The sequence below is a fragment of the Variovorax sp. GW821-FHT10D07 genome, from assembly GCF_059415325.1.
On sequence record NZ_JBWKMZ010000015.1, the window covers coordinates 57,985 to 83,158 of the forward strand.

25 protein-coding genes and 3 tRNA genes are annotated in these 25,174 nt (G+C 67.9%); 17 read left to right on the forward strand and 11 right to left on the reverse strand.

The genetic code is table 11. The features are described from left to right. Positions 1-31 precede the first annotated feature (31 nt). Positions 32-1,039, reverse strand: coding sequence for a serine/threonine protein kinase (locus AC07PU_RS33535; protein WP_495322573.1), 1,008 nt, complete (start codon positions 1,037-1,039; stop codon positions 32-34). A 91-nt stretch (positions 1,040-1,130) separates the two neighbouring features. On the opposite strand from AC07PU_RS33535, the gene AC07PU_RS33540 reads away from it, so the two are divergent. The 4 genes from AC07PU_RS33540 to AC07PU_RS33555 all read left to right on the forward strand — a co-directional run bounded on the left by AC07PU_RS33540 (position 1,131) and on the right by AC07PU_RS33555 (position 5,280). Continuing rightward, positions 1,131-2,054, forward strand: coding sequence for a YicC/YloC family endoribonuclease (locus tag AC07PU_RS33540; RefSeq protein WP_093341143.1), 924 nt, complete (start codon positions 1,131-1,133; stop codon positions 2,052-2,054). Positions 2,055-2,074: 20 nt separating this feature from the next. Then, entirely contained in the window at positions 2,075-2,695 is a 621-nt protein-coding gene (gene gmk / locus AC07PU_RS33545; protein WP_057595158.1) for a guanylate kinase, read from the forward strand. 30 nt (positions 2,696-2,725) lie between these two features. After that, positions 2,726-2,929, forward strand: coding sequence for a DNA-directed RNA polymerase subunit omega (gene rpoZ / locus AC07PU_RS33550; RefSeq protein WP_057595157.1), 204 nt, complete (start codon positions 2,726-2,728; stop codon positions 2,927-2,929). A 95-nt stretch (positions 2,930-3,024) separates the two neighbouring features. Further along, complete coding sequence (locus tag AC07PU_RS33555; RefSeq protein ID WP_495322574.1) at positions 3,025-5,280, forward strand: RelA/SpoT family protein; 2,256 nt, start codon at positions 3,025-3,027, stop codon at positions 5,278-5,280. A gap of 27 nt (positions 5,281-5,307) precedes the next feature. Here AC07PU_RS33555 and greB read toward each other — a convergent pair whose 3' ends face one another. From greB to hrcA, 4 genes are all read right to left on the reverse strand, one after another. Next, positions 5,308-5,883 (reverse strand): transcription elongation factor GreB, encoded by a 576-nt coding sequence (gene greB, locus AC07PU_RS33560; protein WP_495322575.1) that lies wholly within the window; start codon positions 5,881-5,883, stop codon positions 5,308-5,310. Positions 5,884-5,989: 106 nt separating this feature from the next. Further along, a tRNA-Arg gene (locus AC07PU_RS33565) sits at positions 5,990-6,066 on the reverse strand. Between the two features lie 71 nt (positions 6,067-6,137). Further along, positions 6,138-6,214 (reverse strand) — tRNA-Ile (locus AC07PU_RS33570). A gap of 39 nt (positions 6,215-6,253) precedes the next feature. Then, on the reverse strand, positions 6,254-7,261 hold the full coding sequence (gene hrcA / locus AC07PU_RS33575; RefSeq protein ID WP_093341149.1) for a heat-inducible transcriptional repressor HrcA: 1,008 nt from the start codon (positions 7,259-7,261) through the stop codon (positions 6,254-6,256). 30 nt (positions 7,262-7,291) lie between these two features. Here hrcA and AC07PU_RS33580 point away from each other — a divergent pair, with 30 nt between their 5' ends. From AC07PU_RS33580 to rapZ, 3 genes are read left to right on the forward strand one after another with little or no spacing between them, the layout of a single operon-like run. Then, positions 7,292-8,200, forward strand: coding sequence for an NAD kinase (locus AC07PU_RS33580; protein WP_093341151.1), 909 nt, complete (start codon positions 7,292-7,294; stop codon positions 8,198-8,200). A 1-nt stretch (position 8,201) separates the two neighbouring features. Continuing rightward, on the forward strand, positions 8,202-9,887 hold the full coding sequence (gene recN / locus AC07PU_RS33585; protein ID WP_495322577.1) for a DNA repair protein RecN: 1,686 nt from the start codon (positions 8,202-8,204) through the stop codon (positions 9,885-9,887). A gap of 31 nt (positions 9,888-9,918) precedes the next feature. Beyond that, positions 9,919-10,794 (forward strand): RNase adapter RapZ, encoded by an 876-nt coding sequence (gene rapZ / locus AC07PU_RS33590; RefSeq protein WP_057595151.1) that lies wholly within the window; start codon positions 9,919-9,921, stop codon positions 10,792-10,794. A 28-nt stretch (positions 10,795-10,822) separates the two neighbouring features. On the opposite strand, the gene mutY is transcribed toward rapZ, so the two are convergent. The 3 genes from mutY to mutM form a co-directional block, all read right to left on the reverse strand. Continuing rightward, on the reverse strand, positions 10,823-11,857 hold the full coding sequence (gene mutY, locus AC07PU_RS33595) for an A/G-specific adenine glycosylase (protein ID WP_495322685.1): 1,035 nt from the start codon (positions 11,855-11,857) through the stop codon (positions 10,823-10,825). Positions 11,858-11,933: 76 nt separating this feature from the next. Then, positions 11,934-13,901: a dynamin family protein gene (locus tag AC07PU_RS33600; RefSeq protein ID WP_495322578.1), complete on the reverse strand. Its 1,968-nt coding sequence runs from the start codon at positions 13,899-13,901 to the stop codon at positions 11,934-11,936. 109 nt (positions 13,902-14,010) lie between these two features. Beyond that, a complete protein-coding gene (gene mutM / locus AC07PU_RS33605) occupies positions 14,011-14,820 on the reverse strand; it encodes a bifunctional DNA-formamidopyrimidine glycosylase/DNA-(apurinic or apyrimidinic site) lyase (protein WP_093341156.1) in 810 nt (269 codons plus the stop codon). Positions 14,821-14,891: 71 nt separating this feature from the next. Here mutM and AC07PU_RS33610 point away from each other — a divergent pair, with 71 nt between their 5' ends. From AC07PU_RS33610 to AC07PU_RS33635, 6 genes are all read left to right on the forward strand, one after another. Beyond that, positions 14,892-16,793 carry a tetratricopeptide repeat protein gene (locus AC07PU_RS33610; RefSeq protein WP_431510334.1) on the forward strand — a complete coding sequence of 634 codons (1,902 nt, stop codon included), beginning with the start codon at positions 14,892-14,894 and terminating at the stop codon, positions 16,791-16,793. A gap of 1 nt (position 16,794) precedes the next feature. Next, positions 16,795-17,337, forward strand: a complete 543-nt coding sequence (locus AC07PU_RS33615; RefSeq protein ID WP_093341159.1) for a lipoprotein insertase outer membrane protein LolB — start codon at positions 16,795-16,797, stop codon at positions 17,335-17,337. Further along, positions 17,334-18,224 (forward strand): 4-(cytidine 5'-diphospho)-2-C-methyl-D-erythritol kinase, encoded by an 891-nt coding sequence (gene ispE / locus AC07PU_RS33620; protein WP_495322579.1) that lies wholly within the window; start codon positions 17,334-17,336, stop codon positions 18,222-18,224. The genes AC07PU_RS33615 and ispE overlap by 4 nt, the downstream gene beginning before the upstream one ends. Positions 18,225-18,296: 72 nt before the next feature. Further along, positions 18,297-18,373: transfer RNA gene (locus AC07PU_RS33625), tRNA-Gln, on the forward strand. A gap of 174 nt (positions 18,374-18,547) precedes the next feature. Then, positions 18,548-19,522, forward strand: a complete 975-nt coding sequence (locus AC07PU_RS33630) for a ribose-phosphate pyrophosphokinase (RefSeq protein WP_093341162.1) — start codon at positions 18,548-18,550, stop codon at positions 19,520-19,522. Between the two features lie 135 nt (positions 19,523-19,657). Then, entirely contained in the window at positions 19,658-20,302 is a 645-nt protein-coding gene (locus AC07PU_RS33635; protein WP_296785289.1) for a 50S ribosomal protein L25/general stress protein Ctc, read from the forward strand. A 53-nt stretch (positions 20,303-20,355) separates the two neighbouring features. Here AC07PU_RS33635 and AC07PU_RS33640 read toward each other — a convergent pair whose 3' ends face one another. Together AC07PU_RS33640 and AC07PU_RS33645 are read right to left on the reverse strand one after the other, a co-directional pair. Next, positions 20,356-20,946, reverse strand: a complete 591-nt coding sequence (locus AC07PU_RS33640; protein ID WP_495322580.1) for a hypothetical protein — start codon at positions 20,944-20,946, stop codon at positions 20,356-20,358. A 19-nt stretch (positions 20,947-20,965) separates the two neighbouring features. Next, positions 20,966-21,592, reverse strand: a complete 627-nt coding sequence (locus AC07PU_RS33645) for a hypothetical protein (protein ID WP_495322581.1) — start codon at positions 21,590-21,592, stop codon at positions 20,966-20,968. Between the two features lie 142 nt (positions 21,593-21,734). Between AC07PU_RS33645 and pth the strand changes: the two genes are divergently transcribed. Both pth and AC07PU_RS33655 read left to right on the forward strand, forming a co-directional pair. Further along, on the forward strand, positions 21,735-22,367 hold the full coding sequence (gene pth, locus AC07PU_RS33650) for an aminoacyl-tRNA hydrolase (protein ID WP_057595144.1): 633 nt from the start codon (positions 21,735-21,737) through the stop codon (positions 22,365-22,367). Between the two features lie 144 nt (positions 22,368-22,511). Next, positions 22,512-22,943, forward strand: coding sequence for a hypothetical protein (locus AC07PU_RS33655; protein ID WP_490878641.1), 432 nt, complete (start codon positions 22,512-22,514; stop codon positions 22,941-22,943). Here the strand turns inward: AC07PU_RS33655 and AC07PU_RS33660 are convergent. Then, entirely contained in the window at positions 22,929-23,222 is a 294-nt protein-coding gene (locus AC07PU_RS33660; protein ID WP_495322582.1) for a YfhL family 4Fe-4S dicluster ferredoxin, read from the reverse strand. The two genes, AC07PU_RS33655 and AC07PU_RS33660, sit on opposite strands and share 15 nt — an antisense overlap. 117 nt (positions 23,223-23,339) lie before the next feature. On the opposite strand from AC07PU_RS33660, the gene AC07PU_RS33665 reads away from it, so the two are divergent. After that, positions 23,340-24,290, forward strand: a complete 951-nt coding sequence (locus tag AC07PU_RS33665; RefSeq protein ID WP_057596054.1) for an ABC transporter permease — start codon at positions 23,340-23,342, stop codon at positions 24,288-24,290. Next, complete coding sequence (locus AC07PU_RS33670) at positions 24,287-25,174, forward strand: ABC transporter permease (protein ID WP_413764433.1); 888 nt, start codon at positions 24,287-24,289, stop codon at positions 25,172-25,174. The genes AC07PU_RS33665 and AC07PU_RS33670 overlap by 4 nt, the downstream gene beginning before the upstream one ends.

The following is a 25,174-nucleotide window of genomic DNA, read 5'->3' on the forward strand; positions in this document are numbered from 1 at the left end:
GCAAGGATCGAGGAGGCGATGCGCTGCGTCGTCATGCCGGACGGGTCGTCGGTGCCGCCGCGCGGGGCGCGCTCTTCTTGTCGAAGGAGCGGATGTTGTCGATGGAGAGGCGCACCTTCTCGCTCACCGTGAGCTTGGTGTAGCGGCGCTCGCCCTCGCGGCTGAGTTCCTTCTGCAGCGCGAACACGGACTGCGGGCGCGAGAGCGGATCGAGCGACATGCACCACTCGACCACCTCGATGAGGTTGTCGGAATAGACGCCGCGCAGGCGCGACAGCGAGAGGCTCAGGCGGTCCTTCTCGATGCGGCGCGGCGCGTCGTTGGGCGGGTAGCCCTGCATGCAGGCGTAGATGCAGGCGCCGATCGCGTAGATGTCGGTCCAGGGGCCCATCGAGGAATCGCGGCGGTACATCTCGGGCGCGGCGAAGCCGGGCGTGTACATCGGGCGGATGAAGATGCCTTCCTTGCTGAGCACTTCGCGCGCGGCGCCGAAGTCGATCAGCACGGCCCGGTCGTCGTCGGTGACGAAGATGTTGGCGGGCTTGATGTCGAGGTGCAGCATCTTGTACTGGTGCACGATGCGCAGGCCGCGCAGGATCTCGTCGAACAGCGAACGGATGGTCGATTCGCGGAACACCTTCTGCCGCTTGAGGTCGCGCGCGGTGACCACGAAGTCCTGCAGGGTCGCGCCCTCCAGGTAGTTCATGACCATGTAGACGGTCTCGTTCTCGCGGAAGAAGTTGAGCACGCTGACCACCGAGGCATGCGAGATCTGCGCGAGCGAGCGGCCTTCCTCGAAGAAGCTCTTGAGGCCCAGGCGGTACAGCGAGAGCTTCTCGGCCGGCACCTGCGGGGCGAGTTCGCCGGGGCCGCGGGTGGCGAGCGAAGAAGGGAGATACTCCTTGACCGCGACCTGCTGGCCGCTGGGGTCGATGGCCAGGTACACCACCCCGAAACCGCCCGCCGACAACCTGCGAACGATGCGGTAGCCACCGATGATCGTATCGGGCAGCAGAGGTGACGGCTTGACCTTTGACATAATCCGGGAGTTTCGCCCGAAGGCGATGGTGCGGCAAGCGAACGCCGTGCCGGTGCCTCGGTGAATGCAAGCAGAACCACAGAGAGGCGCAATGCCAGTTTACAGCATGACCGGCTATGCCAGCGGCCAGAACGGCCCCTCGGGCAGCCACGCCGAAACCGACGCGCGGCCCTTGGCCGCGGGCCGGCTCGGGGTCGAAATCCGCTCGGTCAACAGCCGCTTTCTCGACCTCACCTTCAAGCTCCCCGAAGAGCTGCGCCAGCACGAGACCGCCCTGCGCGAACTGCTGACCGGCCGCCTCAAGCGCGGCAAGGTCGAACTGCGCGCGGCCATCGAAACCAATGCCCAGGGCGGCGTGGCGGAGCCTTCCGTCAAGCTGCTGCAACGGCTCAACGGCGTGCAGGACGGCATCAAGGCCTGGCTGCCCGGCGCGCGCGAACTCAGCGTGGCCGACGTGCTGCGGCTGGCCGGCAGCGACAGTACGCCGCGCGGCGACTGGGGCGCCGACCTGCTCGAGGTGGGCGCGAAGGCGCTCGAGGCGCTGGTGTCGGCCCGCCAGCGCGAAGGCGCGCGGCTGGCCAAGATGCTCGAGGCGCACCTGGGACAGCTGCGCGAACTGGTCGCGCAGGCCGGCCCGCTGGTGCCGCAACTGGTCGAACAGCAGCGCACCCGTTTTCTCGAGCGCTGGCAGGAGGCCATGGGCCTGGGCGCCAACGGTGGCGGCACGCTGCCCGAAGCGGCGCAGGACCGCGCGCTGACCGAGGCGACCGCGTTCGCGATCCGCATCGACGTGGCCGAGGAGCTGACGCGGCTGAACTCGCACCTCGACGAGATCGAGCGGCTGCTCAAGAAGGGCGGCGAGATCGGCAAGCGGCTCGACTTCCTGATCCAGGAGCTGCACCGCGAGGCCAACACGCTGGGCTCCAAGTCGGCGGCGCTGGAACTCACGCGCATCGGCGTGGACATGAAGGTGCTGATCGAGCAGATGCGCGAGCAGGTCCAGAACATCGAGTGAGCGAGCGAGTGAAGGAAAGCATGGACTATCCCGGCAACATCTTCGTGGTTGCGGCACCGAGCGGGGCCGGCAAGTCGAGCCTCGTGAAGGCCCTGATGGAGCTCGACTCGGCGGTGCAGCCCTCCGTGTCGCACACGACGCGCTCGCCGCGCGGGCAGGAAAAGCACGGCCGCGAATACTTCTTCGCCTCGACCTCGGAATTCGACGCCATGGTGGCTTCGGACGCCTTCGTCGAATGGGCCCACGTGCACGGGCAGCGCTACGGCACCTCCAAGAAGGCGATCGAGGAACGCATCGCCCAGGGCGCCGACGTGATCCTCGAGATCGACTTCCAGGGTGCCCTGCAGATCCGCAAGGCCTTCGCGAACGCGGTGATGATCTTCATCCTGCCGCCGAGCTGGGAAGAGCTGCGCTCGCGGCTGGAACGCCGGGGCGAGGACAGCGCCGCGGTCATCGAACTGCGGCTGCAGAACGCCGCCGAAGAGATGGCTCAGGCCGGGAAATTCGATTTCGTTATAATCAACGAGTTATTTGAGCGCGCACTGTTCGATCTCAAGGCGATCGTCCACGCTCAGCGGCTCCGGTATTCCGCGCAGCGACGCGCGCGTGCCGACACTTTCGCCGCCTTGAACATCCCCTGATTCCACGCTCACCGACCGAAAGATTCCATCATGGCCCGCATCACCGTCGAAGACTGCCTGCAGCAGATCCCCAACCGCTTCCAGCTCGTGCTCGCCGCGACCTACCGCGCGCGCATGCTGAGCCAGGGCCATGCCCCGAAGATCGAAAGCAAGAACAAGCCGGCCGTGACCGCGCTGCGCGAGATCGCCGAAGGCAAGATCGGCCTGGAAATGCTCAAGAAGGTTCCCGGCTGATCGCTGACGCAGGCTTGCAACGGAAAAGCACCGCGACGCGGTGCTTTTTTTACGCCTGATCACGTCCACACAGCGGTCACGCTAAAGTGATAGCCATGAGCGCGGTCGCAAAATCTCAGTCCCATGCCCCTGCGGGCACGCCGAAGCCGAGCCCGGCGGCGCTGAATGCGGCCGCCGCCAGCTTCGCGGCCCTGACGGCGCGGCTCGACTACCTGAGCCCCGAAGACACCGAACTGGTCCGCCGCGCTTACCGTTTCGCCGACGAGGCCCACCTGGGCCAGCTGCGCAACAGCGGCGAGCCCTACATCACCCACCCGATCGCCGTGGCGGCGCAATGCGCCGAATGGAAGCTCGACGCGCAGGCCCTGATGGCCGCCCTGTTGCACGACGCCATCGAGGACTGCGGCGTCACCAAGCCCGAGTTGATCGAGCGCTTCGGCGCGCCGGTGGCCGAACTGGTGGACGGCCTCACCAAGCTCGACAAGCTGCAGTTCAACACGCGCGAAGAGAACCAGGCCGAGTCCTTCCGCAAGATGCTGCTGGCGATGGCGCGCGACGTGCGCGTCATCCTGGTCAAGCTGGCCGACCGCACGCACAACATGCGCACGCTGGCCGACGCGCCGCGCGAGAAATGGGCCCGGATCTCGCGCGAAACGCTCGACATCTACGCGCCCATCGCGCACCGGCTCGGCCTCAACCAGACATACCGCGAGTTACAGGAACTGTCGTTCCGGCACCTCAAACCGTGGCGCTACGCCACGCTGGCCAAGGCCGTGGCCAAGGCGCGCGGCCGTCGGCGCGACCTGATCCAGAAGGTGCAGCGCGAGGTCGAGACCGCCTTCGCCGCCGCCCACATGACGCTGCGGATCGCGGGGCGCGAGAAGACGCTCTATTCGATCTACCGCAAGATGGAGGAAAAGCACCTGAGCTTCGCCCAGGTGACCGACATCTACGGCTTCCGGCTGATCGTGCCGAACGTGATCGCCTGCTACACCGGCCTGGGCATCCTGCACCAGATGTACAAGCCGCTGCCGGGCAAGTTCAAGGACCACATCGCGATCGCCAAGCTCAACGGCTACCAGTCGCTGCACACCACGCTGGTGGGCCCGGCGGGCGTCAGCGTCGAATTCCAGCTGCGCACCGACGCCATGCACGTGGTGGCCGAATCGGGCGTGGCGGCGCACTGGCTCTACAAGGCCGCGGACCCGAGCACGGCCAGCAACGACCGCCTGGGCACCAAGTGGCTGCAGTCGCTGCTCGACATCCAGGACGAGACGCGTGACGCCGCGGAGTTCTGGGACCACGTCAAGGTCGACCTGTTCCCCGACGCGGTCTACGTCTTCACGCCCAAGAGCCAGATCATGGCGCTGCCGCGCGGCGCGACCGTGGTCGACTTCGCCTACGCGATCCACAGCAACATCGGCGACCACACCTCGGCCGCGCGCATCAACGGCGACCAGGTGCCGCTGCGCACCGAGCTCAAGAACGGCGACGTGGTCGAGGTGATCACCGCGCCGGTGTCCACGCCCAACCCGGCCTGGCTCGGCTTCGTGCGGACCGGCCGTGCGCGCTCGAAGATCCGCCACTACCTCAAGACCCTGGCCCATGCCGAATCCGAAGGCCTGGGCGAGAAGCTGCTGGCGCAGGCCCTGCGCGCCGAAGGCCTGAGCAAGCTGCCCGAGGACGATACGGAGCACCAGCCGCTGTGGGAAAAGCTGCTGCGCTTCACCGGCAACCGCACGCGCGCCGAGCTGCTGACTGACATCGGCCTGGGCAAGCGCATCGCGAGCATCGTGGCCAAGCGGCTGATGGCGCTCATGGCCGAGCTCGGCGAACGCCCCGACGCTCTGCTGCTGAGCCGCGAGCGCTTCATCTCGCACGAAACCATCTCTCAGGGCGCCGTCACGCTCGACGGCAGCGAGAACTCCTCGGTGCGCTTCGCGCTGTGCTGCCGCCCGATCCCGGGCGACCCGATCGTGGGCTACCTCGGCCACGGCGAAGGCCTGGTGGTGCACACCGAGGCCTGCGGCGTGGGCCAGCGCCTGCGTCACAAGGACAGCGAACGCTTCTTCGCGGTCGAGTGGGCCGACGAACCGACGCGCGCCTTCGAAACCGGCGTGATCATCACCGTGCGCAACGACAAGGGCGTGCTGGCGCGCGTGGCCGCGACGCTGGCCGATGCCGAAGCCGACATCACCCACGTCGAGATGGCCGACGAGACGCCGCAGGATTCGACCGATCTGCGCTTCGTGATCGCGGTGCGCGACCGCTCGCATCTGGACGCGGTGCTGCGCTCGGTGCGCCGGACCACCTCGGTGCTGTCCGCGGCGCGCACCGTTCCCGCGTCCTGAGTCCGCGTCGCGCCTGCGGCGCAGCCTCTATGCGGCGCCCGGCGCCGGCGCCGGATAGACGACCGACAGCAGCTCGACCTCGTGCGTGCCGCCCGGCGTGACGAGCTTGACCACATCGCCCTCCCGCGCCTTCAGCAACGCCCGCGCGATCGGCGAGATCCAGCTGACCTGCGATTGCGCGCTGTCGGCCTCGTCGATGCCGAGGATCGTCACGCTGCGCTCGTCGCCGCTCTCGTCCGCATAGCGCACCGTGGCGCCGAAGAAGACCTGGTCGCTGCCGTGGTGCACCGAGGGATCGGTCACCTCGGCGATCTCGAGGCGCTTGGTGAGGAAGCGGATGCGGCGGTCGATCTCGCGCAGCCGCTTCTTGCCGTAGAGGTAGTCGCCGTTCTCCGAGCGATCGCCGTTCTTGGCGGCCCAGTGCACGGCCTCGACCACCTTGGGCCGCTCCTCGTCCATCAGCTGCAGCAGCTCGGTGCGCAGACGCGCGTAGCCGGCGGGGGTGATGTAGTTCTTGCCGCCCGCGGGCAGTGGCGGCATGGCGCCGTCGGCGCCATCGTCGTCCGCGTCGGAATCGGTTTCCTTGGTGAATGCCTTGTTCAAGCGACGCCTCCGGAGATCGAAGAGAAGCGTGGCGTCCGCCCTGCGCGGACGAGCCTCGTACCAAAAAGAAAAGGGTCAACTCGTTTCCGAGTTGACCCTTGAAGAGTGGTGCGGCTGGCAGGAATTGAACCCACGACCCCTTGGTTCGTAGCCAAGTACTCTATCCAACTGAGCTACAGCCGCACAGCTTGCTATCATAGCATGTATTTTTTGAGGCCTTTTCGATCCGTCGAAACAAATCTCAAAAATACGGGTGGTAGGCCGTGATGGGCTTGAACCATCGACCAACGGATTATGAGTCCGCTGCTCTAACCAACTGAGCTAACGGCCCACGTGGGCTCGATTCTATTCGCGCCGAAAAGGCGCCTTGCTACTTGCGGTGGCTCAGCGCGTTGCTGACCAGCTTGGAAGTGATGTCGACGATCTGGATCATGCGCTCGTAGGGCATGCGCGTCGGGCCGATCACGCCGAGCGTGCCCACGACCTGGCCGTCGACCTCGTAGTTGGCGCTGACGATGGACAGTTCCTCGACCGGCACCACCTGGCTCTCGCCGCCGATGAAGATGCGCACGCCCTCGGCCTTGCTCGACACGTCGAGCAGCCGCATCAGCTGCGCCTTCTGCTCGAAGAGCTCGAAGGCGCGGCGCAACTGCCCCATGTCGCTCGAGAAGTCGCTGACCGCGAGCAGGTTGCGCTCGCCCGAGATCACGACGTCGTCCTCCTGCGATTCGCTCAACACGTCCGAGCTGACCTTCACGGCCGCCTGCATCAGCGCCGCGATCTCGCCGCGCAGCGTGTCGACCTCGGACTGCAGCCGGTCGCGCACCTGCTCGATCGTCAGGCCCGCGTAGTGGGCGTTGATGTAGTTCGCGGCCTCGACCAGCTGCGACTGCGAGTAGTCGGCCTCGGGAAAGATCACGCGGTTCTGCACGTCGCCTTCGGGCGAGACGATGATCACCAGCAGCCGGCGGTCCGACAGGCGCAGGAACTCGATCTGCTTGAACACCGACGAACGCCGTGGCGCCATCACCACGCCGACGAACTGCGAGAGGTTCGACAGCAGGTGCGCCGCGTTGGCGATCACGCGTTGCGGCTGGTCGGGCGCGAGGCTCGGCGCGGCCAGGTGCTCGCGCTGCGCGGTGAGCATGGTGTCGACGAAAAGCCTGTAGCCGCGCGCCGTGGGCACGCGGCCGGCCGAGGTGTGCGGACTGGCGATCAGCCCGAGCGACTCGAGGTCCGACATCACGTTGCGGATGGTCGCGGGCGAGAGGTCCAGGCCCGAGGAACGCGAGAGCGTTCGCGAGCCGACAGGCTGGCCTTCGGCGATGTAGCGCTCGACGAGCGTCTTGAGCAGCAACTTGGCGCGGTCGTCCAGCATTGCAAGATTTTAGTGTTGTAATTTGTAGCCATGACCTCTCCCTTTCGTCACGTCGCGCTGATCGGCAAATACCAGGCTTCCGGAGCCCGGTGCGGCGAGCGCGACAGCGTGATGGAAGGCATCGCGAGTTTTCTCGAATCCCAGGGCTGCAAGGTCTACGTCGAACAGCCGCGCGGCGACGACGAACCGGCCCAGGCCCTGCCCACCGGCGACCGCTACGAGGCCCTCACGGTCGAGCAGATCGGCCAGCAGTGCGACCTCGGCCTGGTGGTCGGCGGCGACGGCACCATGCTCGGCATCGGCCGGCAACTCGCGGCCTTCGGCATCCCGCTGATCGGCATCAACCGGGGCCGGCTCGGCTTCATCACCGACATCCCGCTCGACAACTTCCAGGCCACGCTGATCCCGATGCTGGCCGGCGAATACGAGGAAGACCACCGCAGCCTGATGCACGCGCAGGTGATGCGCGACGGCGCCGTGGTGTTCGATGCGCTCGCGATGAACGACGTGGTGGTCAACCGCGGCGCGACCTCGGGCATGGTCGAGCTGCGGGTCTCGGTGGGCAAGCATTTCGTGGCCAACCAGCGCGCCGACGGCCTGATCATCGCGTCGCCCACGGGTTCGACGGCCTATGCGCTGTCGGCCGGCGGGCCGCTGCTGCATCCGGCGGTGCCGGGCTGGGTGCTGGTGCCGATCGCGCCGCACACGCTGTCGAACCGCCCGGTGCTGCTGCCCGATGCCGACGAGATCGTGATCGAGCTCGTGGGCGGGCGCGATGCCAGCGCGAATTTCGACATGCAATCGCTGGCCTCGCTCGCGATCGGCGACCGCGTGGTGGTGCGCCGCTCCGATTTCCGGGTGCGCTTCCTGCATCCGCGCGGCTGGAGCTATTTCGACACCCTGCGCAAGAAACTGCATTGGAACGAAGGAGGTTCCTGAGATGGCGCTCAGACGCATCGCACTGCGCGATTTCGTGATCGTGCGATCCCTGGAGATCGACCTGTCCGACGGCTTCACGGTGCTGACCGGCGAAACCGGCGCGGGCAAATCCATCCTGATCGACGCGCTGCAGCTCGCGCTCGGCAACCGCGCCGATGCGGGCGCGGTGCGCGAAGGCGCCGAGCGGCTCGACGTGAGCGCGGAGTTCGACCACGACCCGGCCTTCGTGGCCTGGCTCGACGAAGGCGGCTTCGAGGCGGGCGATGCCCTGCTGCTGCGCCGCACCGTCGACCTGCAGGGCCGCAGCCGCGGCTGGATCAACGGCAGCCCCGCCACCGCGACGCAGCTGCGCGACATCGGCGACCGGCTGCTCGACATCCATGGCCAGCACGCCTGGCAGAGCCTCACGCGGCCCGACGCGGTGCGCGGCCTGCTCGATGCCTACGCCGGCGTGCGCACCGATGCGCTCGACGCCGCCTGGCAGGGCTGGCGCCAGGCGCTGTCCGCGCTCGAGCGTGCGCGCGGCACGCAGGATTCGCTGCAGCGCGAACGCGAACGGCTGCAGTGGCAGATCTCGGAGGTCGCGAAGCTCGCGCCGGGCGCCGACGAATGGGAAGAACTGTCGGGGAGCCACACGCGCATCTCGAACGCGCAGGCGCTGATCGACGCCGCCCAGGGCGCCAGCCACGCGCTCGAGGACGAGGACAACGGCGCGCTGGCCGCGCTCTCGCGCGCGGTCACGCTGCTGCAGAACTGCGAACACATCGAGCCCGAGTTCCGCGCGCTCGGCGAGGTGCTGTCCTCCAGCATCGCGCAGGCCGCCGATGCCGCGCACTCGCTGCACGGCTACCTGCGCGACGCCGACACCGACCCCCAGCGGCTGGCCGAACTCGACGAACGCATGAGCCTGTGGATGTCGCTGGCGCGCCGCTACAAGCGCCCGCCGGCCGAACTGCCGGCGCTGCTGGCCGGCTGGCAGGCCGAGCTGCAGGCCCTCGACGCGCAGAGCGACCTCGAAGGCCTGGAACGCGCCGAGCAGACGGCGCAGCAGGCCTACCTGAAGGAGGCCCGCGCGCTCGGCAAGCTGCGCAAGCAGGCCGCGCCCAAGCTGGCCCAGGCGGTCACGCAGGCGATGCAGGGCCTGGGCATGCAGGGCGGCCGCTTCGAGGTCGATCTGCAGCTGCTGGCCCAGCCGGGCAAGGCCGGTCTCGAGGAGATCGCCTTCCTGGTCGCCGGCCACACCGGCAGCACGCCGCGGCCGATCGGCAAGGTGGCCTCGGGCGGCGAGCTCTCGCGCATCGCGCTCGCGATCGCGGTCACCACCAGCCAGCTCGGCGCCGCCCAGACGCTGATCTTCGACGAGGTCGATTCGGGCGTCGGCGGCGCGGTCGCCGAGACCGTGGGCCGGCTCATGAAGCAGCTGGGCCGCGACCGTCAGGTGCTCGCGGTCACCCACCTGCCCCAGGTGGCGGCCTGCGCCGACCACCACCTCGTGGTCGCTAAGCGGCAGACCGCGGGAACCACCGGCAAGGACGGTCCGCGCACCGAGAGCGGCGTGTCGCTGCTCGACGACGACAGCCGCGCGAACGAGATCGCCCGCATGCTGGGCGGCGAGAAGGTCTCGCAGACCTCGCTCGCCCACGCGCGCGAGATGCTGGGCCACAAGACGCCGGCGGCCACCTCATGAAGGCGGTGCGCCACGACCACGGGGCTGCGCGATGAGCCTCGACCTGGTGCTCATCACCGGCATGTCGGGCTCCGGCAAGTCGGTCGCGCTGCATGCGCTCGAGGATGCGGGCTACTACTGCGTCGACAACCTGCCGCCCGAGCTGCTCACGCCCTTCATCGCGCTGCAGCACGCGCAGAACGCGCAGCGCGTGGCGATCGCGATGGACGTGCGCAGCGGCGTCTCGCTGCCGATCGTTCCGCAGCAGCTCGAGGCGCTGCGCAACGACGGCGTGTCGCTGCGCTCGCTGTTCCTCGACGCGACCACCGACGCGCTGCTGCGCCGCTATTCGGAAACCCGGCGCCGCCATCCGCTATCGAGCCAGGAAGGCCGCACCGACGTGCCCGACCAGCAGCGCGTGCTGGTGCAGGCCATCGAGCTCGAGCGCGAACTGCTGGCCGACCTGCGCGAAGGCGCCGACGTGATCGACACCAGCCTGATCCGGCCGGCGCAGCTGCAGAGCTACGTCAAGTCGCTGATCTCGGCGCCGCAGAGCCGCCTGACGCTGGTCTTCGAGTCCTTCGCATTCAAGCGCGGCGTGCCGCTCGATGCCGATTTCGTGTTCGACGTGCGCATGCTGCCCAACCCGCACTACGTGCCCACGCTGCGGCCGCTGACCGGCCGCGACGCGCCGGTGGCCGACTGGCTGCGCGAGCACGACGACGTGGCGCGCATGTACGAGGACATCGAGCAGTTCCTCACGCGCTGGCTCGATGCGCTCGCACGAGACCACCGCAGCTACGTGACGGTGGCGATCGGCTGCACCGGCGGCCAGCACCGCTCGGTGTTCCTGGTCGAACAGCTGGCGCGCAGCTTCGGCGCGCGCTGGGGCGCGCTCAAGCGGCACCGCGAACTCGACGCGAGCTGAAGAAAAAAAGGACGAGGGGCCGAGAGCCTCAGCCCCCGGTGTTCTCGAGCAGCTTGCGCACCGGCGCGGGCAGTCCCAGGCCCAGCCATTCCGAGGCCTCGACCCAGCGCGCCGCATCGCCCTGCGGCGTTCCGCCATCGATGCGCACCGGATGCAGGTGCAGGTCCTTGTGGGTCAGCACGTGCACGAAGGGCGCGAGGTCCTCGCAGCGATCGCGCTCGGCCGCGGGCAGCGCGGCCAGCAGTTCGTCGCGCGAATCGAACACCGGCAGGCAGTGCAGGCCGGCCCAGATGCCCTTGGCGGGCCGCTTCTCGAGCCATACGCGCCCGCTCGCATCGCGCGCCAGCAGCACCCACAGCGACTGCGCCGTGCGCCGCAGCTTGCGCGTCTTGACCGGATAGCGCTCGGGCGAACCTTCGCGCCGCGCCACGCAGCTGTCGTTGACCGGGCACAGCATGCAGCTCGGCTTGCGCGGCAGGCAGACGGTGGCGCCGAGGTCCATCTGGCCCTGCGTGTAGCTCGCGATCGCCTCGCGGTCGTCGGCCGGCGGCAGCAGCCGCGTCGCATGCTCCCAGAGCAGGCGCTCGCTGGCCGAGGAGGACAGGTCCTCGCCGAAGCCCAGCACGCGCGTCAGCACGCGCTTCACGTTGCCGTCGAGGATGGCGACGCGCTCACCGAAGCAGAAGGCCGCGACGGCCGCGGCGGTGGAACGGCCGATGCCCGGCAAGGTCGCCAGTTCGGCGGCCGTCTGCGGGAAGCTGCCGCCGAAGCGCGCCATCACCTCCTGCGCGCAGCGGTGCATGTTGCGGGCGCGGCTGTAGTAGCCGAGGCCACTCCAGAGCCCGAAGACCTCGTCCTCGGTGCCTTCGGCCAGCGCCCGCACGTCGGGAAAGCGCTCGAGGAAGCGCGCGAAGTAGCCGAGCACGGTCGTGACCTGCGTCTGCTGCAGCATCACCTCGGACAGCCACACGCGGTAGGGATCGCGCGTGTTCTGCCACGGCAGCTCGCTGCGGCCATGGCTGCGCTGCCACGCGACCACGCGCTCGGCGAAGCCCGCGGGAATTTTCAAGGTTGCGGACGCGGCAGCCTCGGGGCTGCGCTTGCGCGTGCGCGCGGCAGCGGACGCCGGCACGCCGTGCTCAGGCCGCGGCACGCAGCTCGCCGGCCGCGGCCGCCGTGGCGGACGGCTTGCCATGCTGCGCGATCAGCGCGGTGAATTCGCTCAGGCGCTGCTGCAGCCCGGCCAGCGCGCTCTCCTGCGCCGCCAGTTCGAGCAGCCGCTCGTCGAGGCTGCCGGCCGCGTTCTGGATGCGCTCGATCGCCTCGATGCGCTTGCTGAAGTTGCGGCGGCGCTCCTTGAGCTGCGCATCGATCTGCGCGCTGGCGCCCTTGCTCCAGCGCTCGACCTCGGTCATGGCGGCCTCGTTCACCAGCCGCAGCCGGCTCGCGAGCGCGCGCACCAGCTTGTCGCAGAAGTCGGCCTGCGCGAGCTTGAGCATGTTGCCCACGCCCAGGTAGTGGATGTGGCTGCGCTCGATCTGGCTGAGCTCCTGCTCGAAGCCGCTGAGGTCGGGCTCGGCCGGCGCCTGCAGGGTGAAGCCCTGCTCGGCATTGAGCTGGCGGAAGGTGGCATGCAGCATCGACTGGATCTCGGCCGTGGTCGCCTGCACCTCGCGCAGGTTGTTGCGCAGCGAGTCGAAAGTCTCGCCGTACACCTTGCGCACGTTGAACTTGACGCCGGGGCGCTTGAGCGCGGCCGACAGCCGCACCATGTCGGCCTTGAGCGCCGTGCGGCCCAGCACCGCGTAGACCTCGCGCAGCAGCTTGCCCTGCACCGAGCGCAGCGCCAGGATGCGCGCGTTGCTGCCCTCGAACTCGTTCTGTTCCTGGTCGATGCGCGCGCGCATGTGCCGGATCACCGACACGTTCTTGCCGCGCAGCCCCTGCAGCTCGAGCGCCTGCTCGGCCAGGTCGCGCTGGCGCACCTTGAGGATGCGCTCGGCCTCGGTCCGCAGCGCGGCCATGCCGGCATCGACGGCCAGCCGCAGCATGGTCTCGCGCTTGCCGAGCACGCCCTGGCCCAGCAGGGCCTCGAGCGCGGGCAGGCGGCTGGCCTCGAGCAGCCGCGCATCGCGGTGCACCTTGGCCTGCAGGCCCTTCTGCGCCGACACCGGCAGCACCTGCGCGAGCGGCACGTCGAGGTGCTTGGCGGCGACCTGGCGCTGCTGCTCGATCTGCTGCTCGATCTGCGCGTGGGTGCTCAGCGTGTCCCACAGGGTGTCGATCTTGTTGAGCACCACGAAGCGCGTGTCGCTGCCCTCGTTCTCGGTCACCAGGTGCTCGCGCCAGATCGACAGGTCGGAGCGGGTGACGCCGGTTTCGGCGCCGAGGATGAAGACCACCGCGTGCGCCTGCGGGATCAGGCTCACCGTCAGTTCGGGTTCGGCGCCGATCGCGTTGAGGCCCGGGGTGTCGAGGATCACCAGCCCCTGCTCGAGCAGCGGATGCGGCATGTTCAGCACGGCATGGCGCCAGCGCGGGATCTCGACCCGGCCCTCGGCGTCCTGCACCGGGTTGTCGTCGGGCGTTTCCTCGTTCCAGAAGCCCAGCGCGCGCGCCTCGTCCTGCGAGACCCAGCGCACCTCGGCCACCTTGGCCATGGCCTGGGCCAGCCGTTCGGCATCGCCGACGTCGATCGCGATCTCGGTCCAGCGCGCGGGCTGGTCGCGCCAGTAGGCGAGCGAATGCGGCTCCAGGCGGGTCTCGATCGGCAGCAGGCGCAGCTTGGGCGCCAGCATGGCGTCGTAGCCGAGCTCGGTCGGGCACATGGTGGTGCGGCCCGCGCTCGCCGGCATGATGCGCCGCCCGTAGCCGGCGAAGAAGATCGCGTTGATCAGCTCCGACTTGCCGCGCGAGAACTCGGCGACGAAGGCCACCATGACCTTGCTGGTGCGGATCTGCGATTCGAGCCCGCGCAGCCGCTCGGCCACCGCCTGGTCGAGCAGCTCGTTCTCGGTCAGCCAGCGGGACAGCCACTGCAAGCGGTGGGCGAAATTGCTCCGCCACGCACCGTGCTGGTCGAGTTGTTGGTTGAAGGAGCGGCTCAAGGTGGAAATGTAAAAACTTTCTTACAAATATAACATCGCAATCTGAAAACCGGGTGACCGGTACGCATTGACCTCCGGCCGGACTGCGGCACTGCGACCGTTCATCGGACTACTTCTGGCACACCGGACAGAAATAGGTCGAGCGCTGCCCCTGGCGCAACAGCCGGATCGGCGTGCCGCAGACCCTGCACGGTTCGCCGGCACGGCCATAGACCGTGGCCTCGAGCTGGAAGTAGCCGTTCTGGCCGTCGATGGAAAAGTCGCGCAGGGTGCTGCCGCCCTTCTCGACCGCCCGCGCCAGGATCTCCTTGACCGCGGCATGCAGCCGCGCGGCGCGCGGCCGGCTGATGCGCGCGGCCGACAACGTGGGACGGATGCCGGCCTGGAACAGCGCTTCCGAAGCATAGATGTTGCCCACGCCCACCACCACGTCGCCCGCGAGCAGCACCTGCTTGATCGCGGTGCGGCGCTTGCGCAGGCCGGCATGGAAGGCATCGAGGTCGAAGGCCTCGCCCAGCGGCTCCATGCCGAGCCCGCCGAGCAGCTTGATCGCCCAGGGCGCGGCCTCGTCGTCGACGTAGACCACGGCGCCGAAGCGGCGCGGATCGTTGAGCCGCAGCGTGCCGCGGTCGGTGACCAGGTCGAAGTGATCGTGCACGCCGGGCTCGGGCAAGGCGGCATCGAAGCGCAGGCTGCCCGACATGCCCAGGTGCAGCAGCAGCAGGCCCACGTCGAGATCGATCAGGAGGTATTTGCCGCGCCGGCGCACCTCGCGCACGCGGCGACCCACCAGCAGCTCGGGCGCCACCATCAGCGCCCAGCGCAGCGGCTTGCCGATGCGCACCGCATCGATGCGCGCGCCGGCGATGCGGTCCGCGATTCCGCGCCGCGTGACTTCGACTTCGGGTAGCTCAGGCATGGGGCTCCAACAACTGCAGGACACGAAGCCCCACGCGGTGCTCGTTCAAATGCATGGATTATTATGGTTCGATGATTCCATCGCCCCGCCGACACCGCCTTGCGGCGGCCGCGTCACTCGTGCTCCTGGCCTGCGCCGCCCACGTCCACGCGCAGTCCTCCGACCCCGCCGCGCCGGACAGCCCGGCTCCCATCATCGAACGCAGCGCGCCGCCCAAGCCGGCGACGCCCGCGAGCCCGCAGCCCGCCAAGCCGCCCGCGCGCACGGCGCCCGCAAAGCCCGCTGCAGCGGCCGCCGCGGCCGATCCCGCGCCGCAGCCTTCGGCCCTGAGCGCCGACATGTTCTACGAGATCCTCATGGGCGAGCTCAGCGCGCGCTCGGGCGATCCCGGTTCGGGCTACCAGTACGTGCTCGATGCAGCGCGCAGGCTGCGCGACGGCAAGCTGTTCCAGCGCGCGATCGAGATCGCGCTGCAGTCGCGCTCGGGCGACGCCGCCCTCGCCGCGGCACGCGCCTGGCAGGACACGGTGCCCAACTCGCGCGACGCGCGCCGTTTCGAGCTGCAGATCCTGATCCTGCTCAACCGCATCGGCGACACGACCGAACTGCTGCGCGCCGAGATCGCGGCCAGCCCGCAGGTCGAACGACCGCTGCTGATGGCCGTGATCGCGCGCAACTACTCGCGCGCCACCGACAAGAAGCTCGCCGCCTCGGTGGTCGAGCAGGCGCTGGTCGACGAATTCAAGAATCCCGCGACGGCGGGCATGGCCTGGGCCACGGTGGGCCGGCTGCGCCTCAATGCCGGCGACAACTCGGGTGCGCTCGAGGCCGCGCGCAAGGGCCAGCAGGCCGACCCGGCCTCCGATGCGCCCCCGGCGCTCGCACTCGAACTCATCGATCCGGGCCAGCCACTGGCCGAACCGATCGTCACGCGCTACCTGGCCGGCAATCCGAAGGCTTCGCCCGAGCTGCGCGTGGCCTATTCGCGCGTGCTGGTCGAGAACCGCCGCTACGCCGAAGCCTCGAGCCAGCTGCAATCGCTGACCGTCGCGCGCCCCGAACTCGCCGAACCCTGGCTGCTGCTCGGCAGCCTGCAGGCCCAGGCACGCCAGGACGCCGCGGCCGAAACCTCGCTCAAGCGCTACCTCGAGCTGGCCAGCAGCCAGCCGGCCGCCGCCGCGCAGGCCGAGGCCGGCGACCGCAACCGCGGCGTGACGCAGGCCTACCTGCTGCTGTCGCAACTGGCCGAGCGGCGCAAGGACTTCACCGGCGCCGAGCGCTGGCTCGCGCGCATCGACAACACCGACGATCTGGTGATCGCGCAGACGCGCCGTGCCGGCCTGCTGGCGCGCCAGGGCAAGCTGCCGCAGGCACGCGAGCTCGTGCGCGGCCTGCCCGAGCGCACGCCCGAGGACAAGAAGCAGAAGTTCCTGGCCGAGGTGCAACTGCTGCGCGACGCCAAGCAGTTCCAGGCCGCCTACGACATGCTGGCCCAGGCCTCGGCCGCCGCGCCCGACGACACCGACCTCGTCTACGACCAGGCCATGATGGCCGAGAAGCTCGACCGCCTCGACGAGATGGAGCGGCTGCTGCGCCGGCTGATGCAGCTCAAGCCCGAGAACCAGAACGCCTACAACGCCCTCGGCTACTCGTTCGCCGATCGCAAGATCCGGCTCGAGGAAGCCCGCACGCTGATCCAGAAGGCCGTGCAGCTCGCGCCGGAAGACCCGTTCATCGCCGACAGCCTGGGCTGGGTCGAGTTCAGACTCGGCAACACGGCCGAGGCCATCCGCATCCTCGAGGCCGCCTACAAGACGCGCCCCGATCCGGAGATCGGCGCCCACTTCGGCGAAGTGCTGTGGTCCATCGGCCAGAAGGACCGCGCGGTCACGATCTGGAAGGAAGCGCTGCTGAGCGACGCCGACAACGAAACCCTGCAGGAAACGCTCAAGCGCCTGCGGGTCAAGCCCTGAGATGGCGGCGCTCGTGGCTTCCGGCGGCGCGCGGCCCGATGGCGGCCGGCGTCTGCTGCTGACGGCAATCGCTACTTTTTCCATAGCGGGATGCGCGCAGCTCACGGGCGGCTCGAAGGCCTCCGTGCCGCGCGCGACGAATGCCTGGAGCGGCCGCATGTCGCTGCGCGTGGACAGCGAACCGGTGCAGACCTTCTCGGCGCTGTTCGAGCTGCGCGGCTCGCCCGAGACCGGCGAGCTCTCGCTCACCACGCCGATCGGCAGCACGCTGGCCCAGTTGCACTGGTCGCCCGGCGAAGCCCTGCTGAAGAACGGCAGCGACACGCGGCGCTACGCCTCGCTCGACGCGCTGATCGAGGCCGCCACCGGCGCCGCGATCCCGGTCGCCGCGCTGTTCGGCTGGCTCGAGGGCCGCAATGACCCCGTGCCCGGCTGGCGAGCCGACCTCGGCCAGCTCGCGAGCGGCCGGCTGCAGGCGCTGCGCGAGACACCGGCACCGCGGGCCGACCTGCGCATCGTGTTCGAGCGCATGCCGGCGTCATGAAGGCGATCTACGACCTTCCCGCGCCGGCCAAGCTCAACCTCTTCCTCCACGTCACCGGCCGGCGCGACGACGGCTACCACCTGCTGCAGTCGGTCTTCATGCTGATCGACTGGTGCGACACGCTCCACGTCGAACTGCGCGGCGACGGCCAGCTGAGCCGCGAGGACCTGACCGTGCCGCTGCCGGCCGACGACCTCGTGCTGCGCGCCGCGCGCGCGCTGCAGGCCCATGCGGCGCCGGGCCAGGGTGCGCACATCGGCGTCGCGAAACACGTGCCCTCGCAGGCCGGCATGGGTGGCGGCTCTTCCGATGCCGCGACCTGCCTGCTGGCGCTCAACCGGCTCTGGAATCTGCGGCTGCCGCTCGCGGAGCTCTCGCGCATCGGCCTGTCGCTGGGCGCCGACGTGCCGTTCTTCCTCTCGGGCCGCAACGCCTGGGTCGAAGGCATCGGCGAGAAAATCCGCCCGATCGAACTGCCGTCGGCACGCTTCGTTGTGGTCAAACCACCCGAGGGACTCGATACCCGTTTAATTTTTTCTGCGGATGATCTGCAACGGGCAAGTCCTGTTGCTATAATCACGGGCTTTGCTGCAGTACGCGAACAGCACGCAGATCAAAACCTCTTAAGCCTCGGCGAGGAAGTTTTCGATTTCGGCCACAACGACCTGCAGCCGGTTGCCCAACGGCTCTGTCCCGCGATCACCGACGCCATCGATTGGCTCGGCGCCCAGGGATTCGATGCCAGGATGACCGGCTCTGGAAGTTCGGTGTTCGCCAGAATGCAGCAGGAACCGCAGAACGCGGAACTGCTTTCGGGCCCCACGGGCTGGCAGGTTCGCCAATGCGACAATCTGGCCGCTCATCCACTTCGAGGTTGGGCAGCCTGAAAAACTGATCGGAGCGCCCAGGCGTTTCGATGCGACATATATCGGTAGGCGGTGCAAACCGTCGACCTGTGTAGGGGAGTCGCCAAGCTGGTTAAGGCACTGGATTTTGATTCCAGCATGCAAAGGTTCGAATCCTTTCTCCCCTGCCAAACCTTTCAGACACTACGGCCCGCGGGCCGTAGTTTCTTTTTGAAGCCGCGGTCCCTGGACCCGGCACTTCGTTTGCGGCCGACCCGCTGCAATAATCGGCGGCCCCAGGGTCGCCAAGACTCGTAACTCTTTGGCGGCTTTCCCAAGCCAAATCGCTCAGCCGGGACGCGCTCATGCAGGCTCACCATCCTGATTTCATGGTTTTCACCGGCAATGCCAATCCGGGCCTTGCTGCAGAAATCGCGAGCAACCTGGGCACCACCCTCGGTGCCGCCCGCGTCGGTCGCTTCTCCGACGGTGAAGTCACCGTCGAGATCAACCAGAACGTGCGGGCACGCGATGTGTTCGTGGTGCAGTCCACCTGCGCCCCGACCAACGAGAACCTGATGGAACTGCTGATCATGGTCGACGCGCTCAAGCGCGCCTCGGCCGAACGCATCAGCGCCGTGATTCCCTATTTCGGCTATGCCCGCCAGGACCGCCGCCCGCGCTCGAGCCGCGTGCCGATCTCGGCCAAGGTCGTGGCCAACCTGCTGGAAACCGTGGGCGTCGAGCGCGTGCTCACGATGGACCTGCACGCCGACCAGATCCAGGGCTTCTTCGACATCCCGGTCGACAACATCTACGCCTCGCCGGTGCTGCTGGGCGACCTGCGCGCCAAGAACTACGAAGACCTGATCGTGGTCTCGCCCGACGTCGGCGGCGTGGTCCGTGCCCGCGCGCTGGCCAAGCAACTGAACTGCGACCTCGCCATCATCGACAAGCGCCGCCCCAAGGCCAACGTCAGCGAAGTCATGAACGTGATCGGCGAGATCGACGGCCGCAACTGCGTGATCATGGACGACATGATCGACACCGCGGGTACGCTGGTCAAAGCGGCCGAAGTGCTGAAGGAACGCGGCGCCAAGAGCGTCTACGCCTACTGCACGCACCCGATCTTCTCGGGCCCCGCGATCGAGCGCCTCAGCAAGGGCACGGCCCTCGACGAAGTGGTCGTGACCAACACCATTCCCCTTTCCGACAGCGCCAACGGCTGCGGAAAGATCCGCCAGCTCTCCGTGGCACCGCTGATCGCCGAGACGATCCAGCGCATTGCCAAGGGCGAGTCGGTGATGAGTTTGTTCTCGGACCAGGACAATCTCTTCTGAGATTGCGCTCCTGCCGTTCGGGCAAAAAGCCGGCTTCCCTGATCGGGAAGTCATTTTGAAACCGGCGCCGCACTGGTCGCGGTCGGCGCTCAAGAAGCGAAATGGCCGTCGTGCCTTCGCTCCAAGGAGTTAACTATGAAATTCGTCGCTTTCGAGCGCGCCAAGCAGGGCACGGGTGCGAGCCGCCGTCTCCGCATCTCGGGCAAGACGCCCGGCATCGTCTACGGTGGCGAAGGCCAGCCGCAACTGATCGAGCTCGATCACAACGCACTGTGGCACGCCCTCAAGAAGGAAGCCTTCCACGCCTCCGTCCTCGAGATGGAACTCGGCGGCAGCGTGAGCAAGGTGCTGCTGCGCGACGTGCAGTACCACCCGTTCCGCCAGCTGGTCCAGCACATCGACTTCCAACGCGTCGATGCCAAGACCCGCCTGCACATGAAGGTGCCGCTGCACTTCAAGGGCGAGGAAGAGTCCGATGCCGTCAAGCTCGACCACAACCTCGTGAACCACGTGCTGACCGAACTCGAAGTGAGCTGCCTGCCCAGCGACCTGCCCGAGTTCATCGAAGTCGACCTCTCGACGCTGAAGAAGAACGCCACGCTGCACGTCAACGACATCAAGCTGCCCAAGGGCGTGAAGTTCGTGAGCCACGGCAAGACCAACCCGGTCGTGGTCTCGGCCGTGCCGCCGCTGGTCGCCGAAGAGCCGGCACCCGCTGCCGAAGGCGCTGCCGAAGCTGCACCCGCAGCGGCTCCCGCCAAGAAGACCGGCAAGAAGTAATTCCCGCCCTCTTCAAGAAGAAAGCCCACCGATCGGTGGGCTTTTTTCATGGCTCAGCGTGCAACCGCCTTGCGGAAGTTCGGATCGTCCAGCAGTTCGCCCACGAGCTTCTTGTACAGCGCGACGTACTGGTTGATCGCATCGGGAATGGCGATCGCGCCCACGAACGAAGACTCCCAATCCGCCTTGGTGCTGAGTTCCTTGTCGTAGGTCTTGCGCCCCTGATCCTCCACGATGAATCGCGCAGCCAGGGATGCGGTGCCGCGTCCCATCGGCGCCTCGACCGTGCTCTGCGTGAGTTCACCGCGAATGGAGCGCGACGCTCCCGGCTCGAGCACGCCCGCGGCGTTCAGGTCGGCCTTCAGCGATTCGGCCAAGTACTTCGAGAGCGAACTGTCGTAAGGCGAGAAGAAGGTGTTGCTGCGAATGCTGACCTTCAGATCGAGCGAACGGTCCTTGCCCTCCGCGAGCTTGAACTCGCCGACGGACACCGGACCGATGCCGCCGGCCTTGGCCTTCTGGATGTTGTCGGCGCTGGCCACCGGCTCGGCGAGCTTGACCTGCGCGCAGCCGACCAGACCCATGGCCGCAGTGCAGAAGAGTACCGCGGCGATGCGACGGAATGAAATGGCGAACTTGTTCATGATGTCCTTCTCCCTCGAATCAGTTGTTGTTGGCGGCGAAGGCTGGATCCTTCGAGAGATCGTTCAGCGCATTGCTCATGATCTGACTGATCATCGAGAACACGGCCTCTTCGATCGATGCGGCCTTCTTGGCGTTGCCCGGTTCCGCGGTGGCGCCCACCGTCGTGTGAATCGCATGCCGGGCCGTCTTCACGATGGGACTGGATTGCCCCTCGCCCATATAGCTCACGGTGCAGATATAGCCGTCGGAGGCCTGCGAGCCAGCGAGGCCGAAGGTCAGTCCCGTCACGAAACCCTTCTGAAAAACGTCGTCGGTCAGCGGAACGTTGTTGAGCTTGACGCTCAGCAGCGCACCACCCTGAACGGGCTTTTCCTCGACGGAGGAGAACAGGCCACTGGCCTTGACCTTCTCGATGACCTTCGGCTGCAGCACCTTCGTTGCCTGGGCATTCGCAACGCCCTTGGTCTGGAACTCGAACGCCACCTGCACGGGCTTCGGCGTAGCGGGCTTGCGGTACTCGCTCGCGTTGATTTCCTTGGTCGCGCCATCGACATAGTGCGACGCGCAACCGGTCAGGACGACCGCGGCCGCCACGCACACCACATGCGAGACACGGCGCAGGCTTTCTATGAATGAATAACTCAAGACTTCTCCTCTTTTTGTTGAATGGAGTTGCCATCGTAGTGAGAGAGGATTCTTGAAGTTACAAAATAATCACCAAGAGACAGCATCTGACTCTTCGAAGCAACATCCGGACGCCCGATGCCGGCCCTCGATAATTCGCCCCATGATCAAACTGTTCGTCGGCCTAGGTAACCCCGGGCCTGAATACGAAGCCACGCGGCACAACGCCGGCTTCTGGTGGATCGACGCCCTCGCGCGCGACTGGAAGCTCAACCTCGTGCCCGAGCGCAGCTACCACGGCCTCGCGGCGCGCGCGAACATCGGCGGCCAGAGCATCTGGCTGCTCGAGCCGCAGACCTTCATGAACCTCTCGGGCAAGTCGGTCGCCGCGCTCGCGCGCTTCTTCAAGATCGCGCCCGAAGAAATCCTCGTGGCCCACGACGAGCTCGACGTGGTGCCCGGCCAGGCCAAGCTCAAGTTCGGCGGCAGCCATGCGGGCCACAACGGCTTGCGCGACATCCATGCGCAGCTCGGCACCGGCGACTACTGGCGGCTGCGCCTGGGCATCGGTCATCCCGGCGTGAAGTCGGAGGTGATCAACTGGGTGCTCAAGAAGCCGCTGAAGGAACAACGCGACGCGATCGACGATGCGATCGTGCGCAGCCTGCATGCCCTGCCCGCGCTGCTCGCGGGCGAAATGGAAAAGGCCACGGCCACCATCCACACGAGCAAACCGCCCCGGCCCAAACCGCCGCGGCGCGAGCCTGGCGACGGCAGCGCGCCCGCCGCACCCTAGCCAGCGTTCATCGCGGGAAGCGCCGACAGAGCGCGAAGCAAGAGGGAGAGAAGAACGATGTCGACAACGAGGGAGAGAACGAGAAGAACGCACCGCCTGCACCGATCCATCGTCGCCAGAGCGATGGCCATCGGCGTCTGTGCAGTGACGAGCGCATTCGCGCAGCAGCCAGGCACGTCGACCTGGCGCTGCGGCAACAGCTACAGCGACCGCCCCTGCGCAGGCGGAACGACGGTGAAGGTGGACGACGCGCGCAGCGACGACGACCGCCAGGCCGCCGACGAGGCCACGCGGCGCAACGCGAAGCTGGCCGACCGGCTCGAACGCACGCGGCTGTCCGAGGAGAAGCAGGCGCATCAGCGCGACCAGCGTGCCGCGCAGGACGCCCAGCGCGCGGCACTCGCGCAACGCAGGCTCGAAGCCCAGGAGCGCCTGGAGAAGGCCAGGGCCACGAAGCTCGCGGCCGAGCCGCGCAAGGCCACGGCCAGCTACGGGGAGAGACCGGGATCGAAGCCCGGGGAGGAAGGCGGCGCGAAGAAGAAGCGCCGCAAGCCCGCGGCCTCAGACGCCGGTTGAGGGTGGGGACGGCGGCTGCGGCAACGCGGCCTTCGTTGCCGTGAGACGCTGGTACTTCTGCATCAGCGTCTCGCGGCTTTCCACGTGGTCCGGATGGATCGGGATGCAGGCCACGGGGCAGATCTGCACGCACTGCGGCTCATCGAAGTGGCCCACGCATTCGGTGCATTTGTGCGGATCGATCTCGTAGATCGCCTCGCCCATGTAGATCGCATCGTTCGGGCACTCCGGCTCGCAGACATCGCAGTTGATGCATTCGTCGGTGATCATGAGGGCCATGCCGCGATTATCCCAGGCGGCGGAGTCCCCGGCGGCAACGTGGGAGAGCGATCCCTTCGGGGATCCGGTGCTACGGCATGCTTGTTGCAGTTGTCGGGTTATGCTGCGCCCCGCCCCATGAGCCTCTTCTTAATCAAGCGCCTTGCCACGCTGATCGGCACGCTGATCGGCGCCTCCATCATCGTCTTCCTGGTCCTGGAGATCCTGCCCGGCAACGCCGCGCAGATGCTCATGGGCCCGGACGCCGCACCCGAAGCCGTCGCCGCCCTGGCCACCAAGCTCGGCCTCGACCAACCCGCCTGGACCCGCTACTGGCACTGGATCGCGGGTCTCCTCACCGGCGACCTCGGCGACTCCTACGCCTACAGCTCCCCCGTGCTCGACCTCATCCTCGAGCGTCTCGCACTCACCGTCCCCCTGGCCCTGCTGGCCATGGCCTTCACCACCGTGCTCGCCCTGCTCGTGGGCGTCACCGCCGCCGCGCGCCACAACAAGCTCGGCGACGTCGGCCTGATGGGCCTCACCCAGGTCGGCATCGCCATCCCCAACTTCTGGTTCGCCATCCTGCTGATCCTCGTCTTCTCCGTGCAGCTGCAGTGGTTCTCCGCCGGCGGCTTCGACGGCTGGGGCGAGGGTGTCTTCGCCGGCCTCAAGTCCCTCCTGCTGCCCGCCCTGTCCCTGGCCGTCGTGCAGGCGGCCATCCTCGCGCGCATCACCCGCTCGGCCGTGCTGGAGGTCATGCGCGAGGACTTCGTGCGCACCGCGCGCGCCAAGGGCGTGACCCAGCGCGCCGTGCTCTGGACCCACGTCCTGCGCAACGCCCTGATCCCCGTCATCACCGTCATGGGCATGCAGTTCTCCGAGCTGCTGGCCGGCACCATCGTGGTGGAGAACGTGTTCTACCTCCCGGGCCTGGGCCGCCTGATCTTCCAGGCCATCAGCAACCGCGACCTCATCGTCGTGCGCAACTGCGTCATGCTGCTCGCAGCCATGGTCGTCATCGTCAACTTCGTGGTCGACGTGCTCTATGCCGTCATCGACCCGCGCATCAAGGCGAGCGACATATGAGCGCCACTCCCGCTTCCCTGGCCGTGCCTTCGGCCGCCGCCCTCAAGCTCCCCGGCTTCTGGCAGCGCGCGCGCCACCACCGCAGCTTCGTCATCGGCGGCGTGCTCGCCGCCCTGCTGCTGCTCGCGGCCCTGGTCTCCTACCTCTGGACGCCCTACTCGCCCTACGCCATGGACATGGCCAACAAGATGCAGGCGCCCTCGGCCAGCCACTGGCTGGGCACCGACGCCTTCGGACGCGACGTGGCCTCGCTGCTGCTGGTGGGCGCCCGCGCCTCCATCCTCGTGGGCGTCATCGCGGTCGGCATCGGCCTGGTGGTGGGCACCGCCCTGGGCCTGCTGGCCGCCGCGCGCCGGGGGTGGGTGGAAGAAGCCATCATGCGTTTCTCCGACTTCTCGCTGGCCTTCCCCGCCATCCTCTCGGCCATCATGATGACGGCCGTCTTCGGCGCGGGCATCGTCAACGCCATCATCGCCATCGGCATCTACAACATCCCCACCTTCGCGCGCATCACGCGCGCCTCGGCCAACGCCATCTGGTCGCGCGAGTACGTGGCGGCCGCGCGTGCCTGCGGCAAGGGATCGTTCGCCATCACCATGCAGCACGTGCTGCCCAACATCTCGGCGGTGCTGATCGTGCAGATCACCATCCGCTTCGCCATCGCGATCCTGGCCGAGGCTGCCCTGTCCTACCTCGGCCTGGGCACCCAGCCGCCGCAGCCGTCCTGGGGCCGCATGCTCAGCGAGGCGCAGACCCTGATGTTCCAGCAGCCGCTGCTGGCCGTCTTCCCGGGCATGGCGATCGCGCTGGCGGTGCTGGGCCTGAACCTGCTGGGCGATGGCCTGCGCGACCTGCTCGATCCGCGCCTGGCGCGCGCGAGGTGA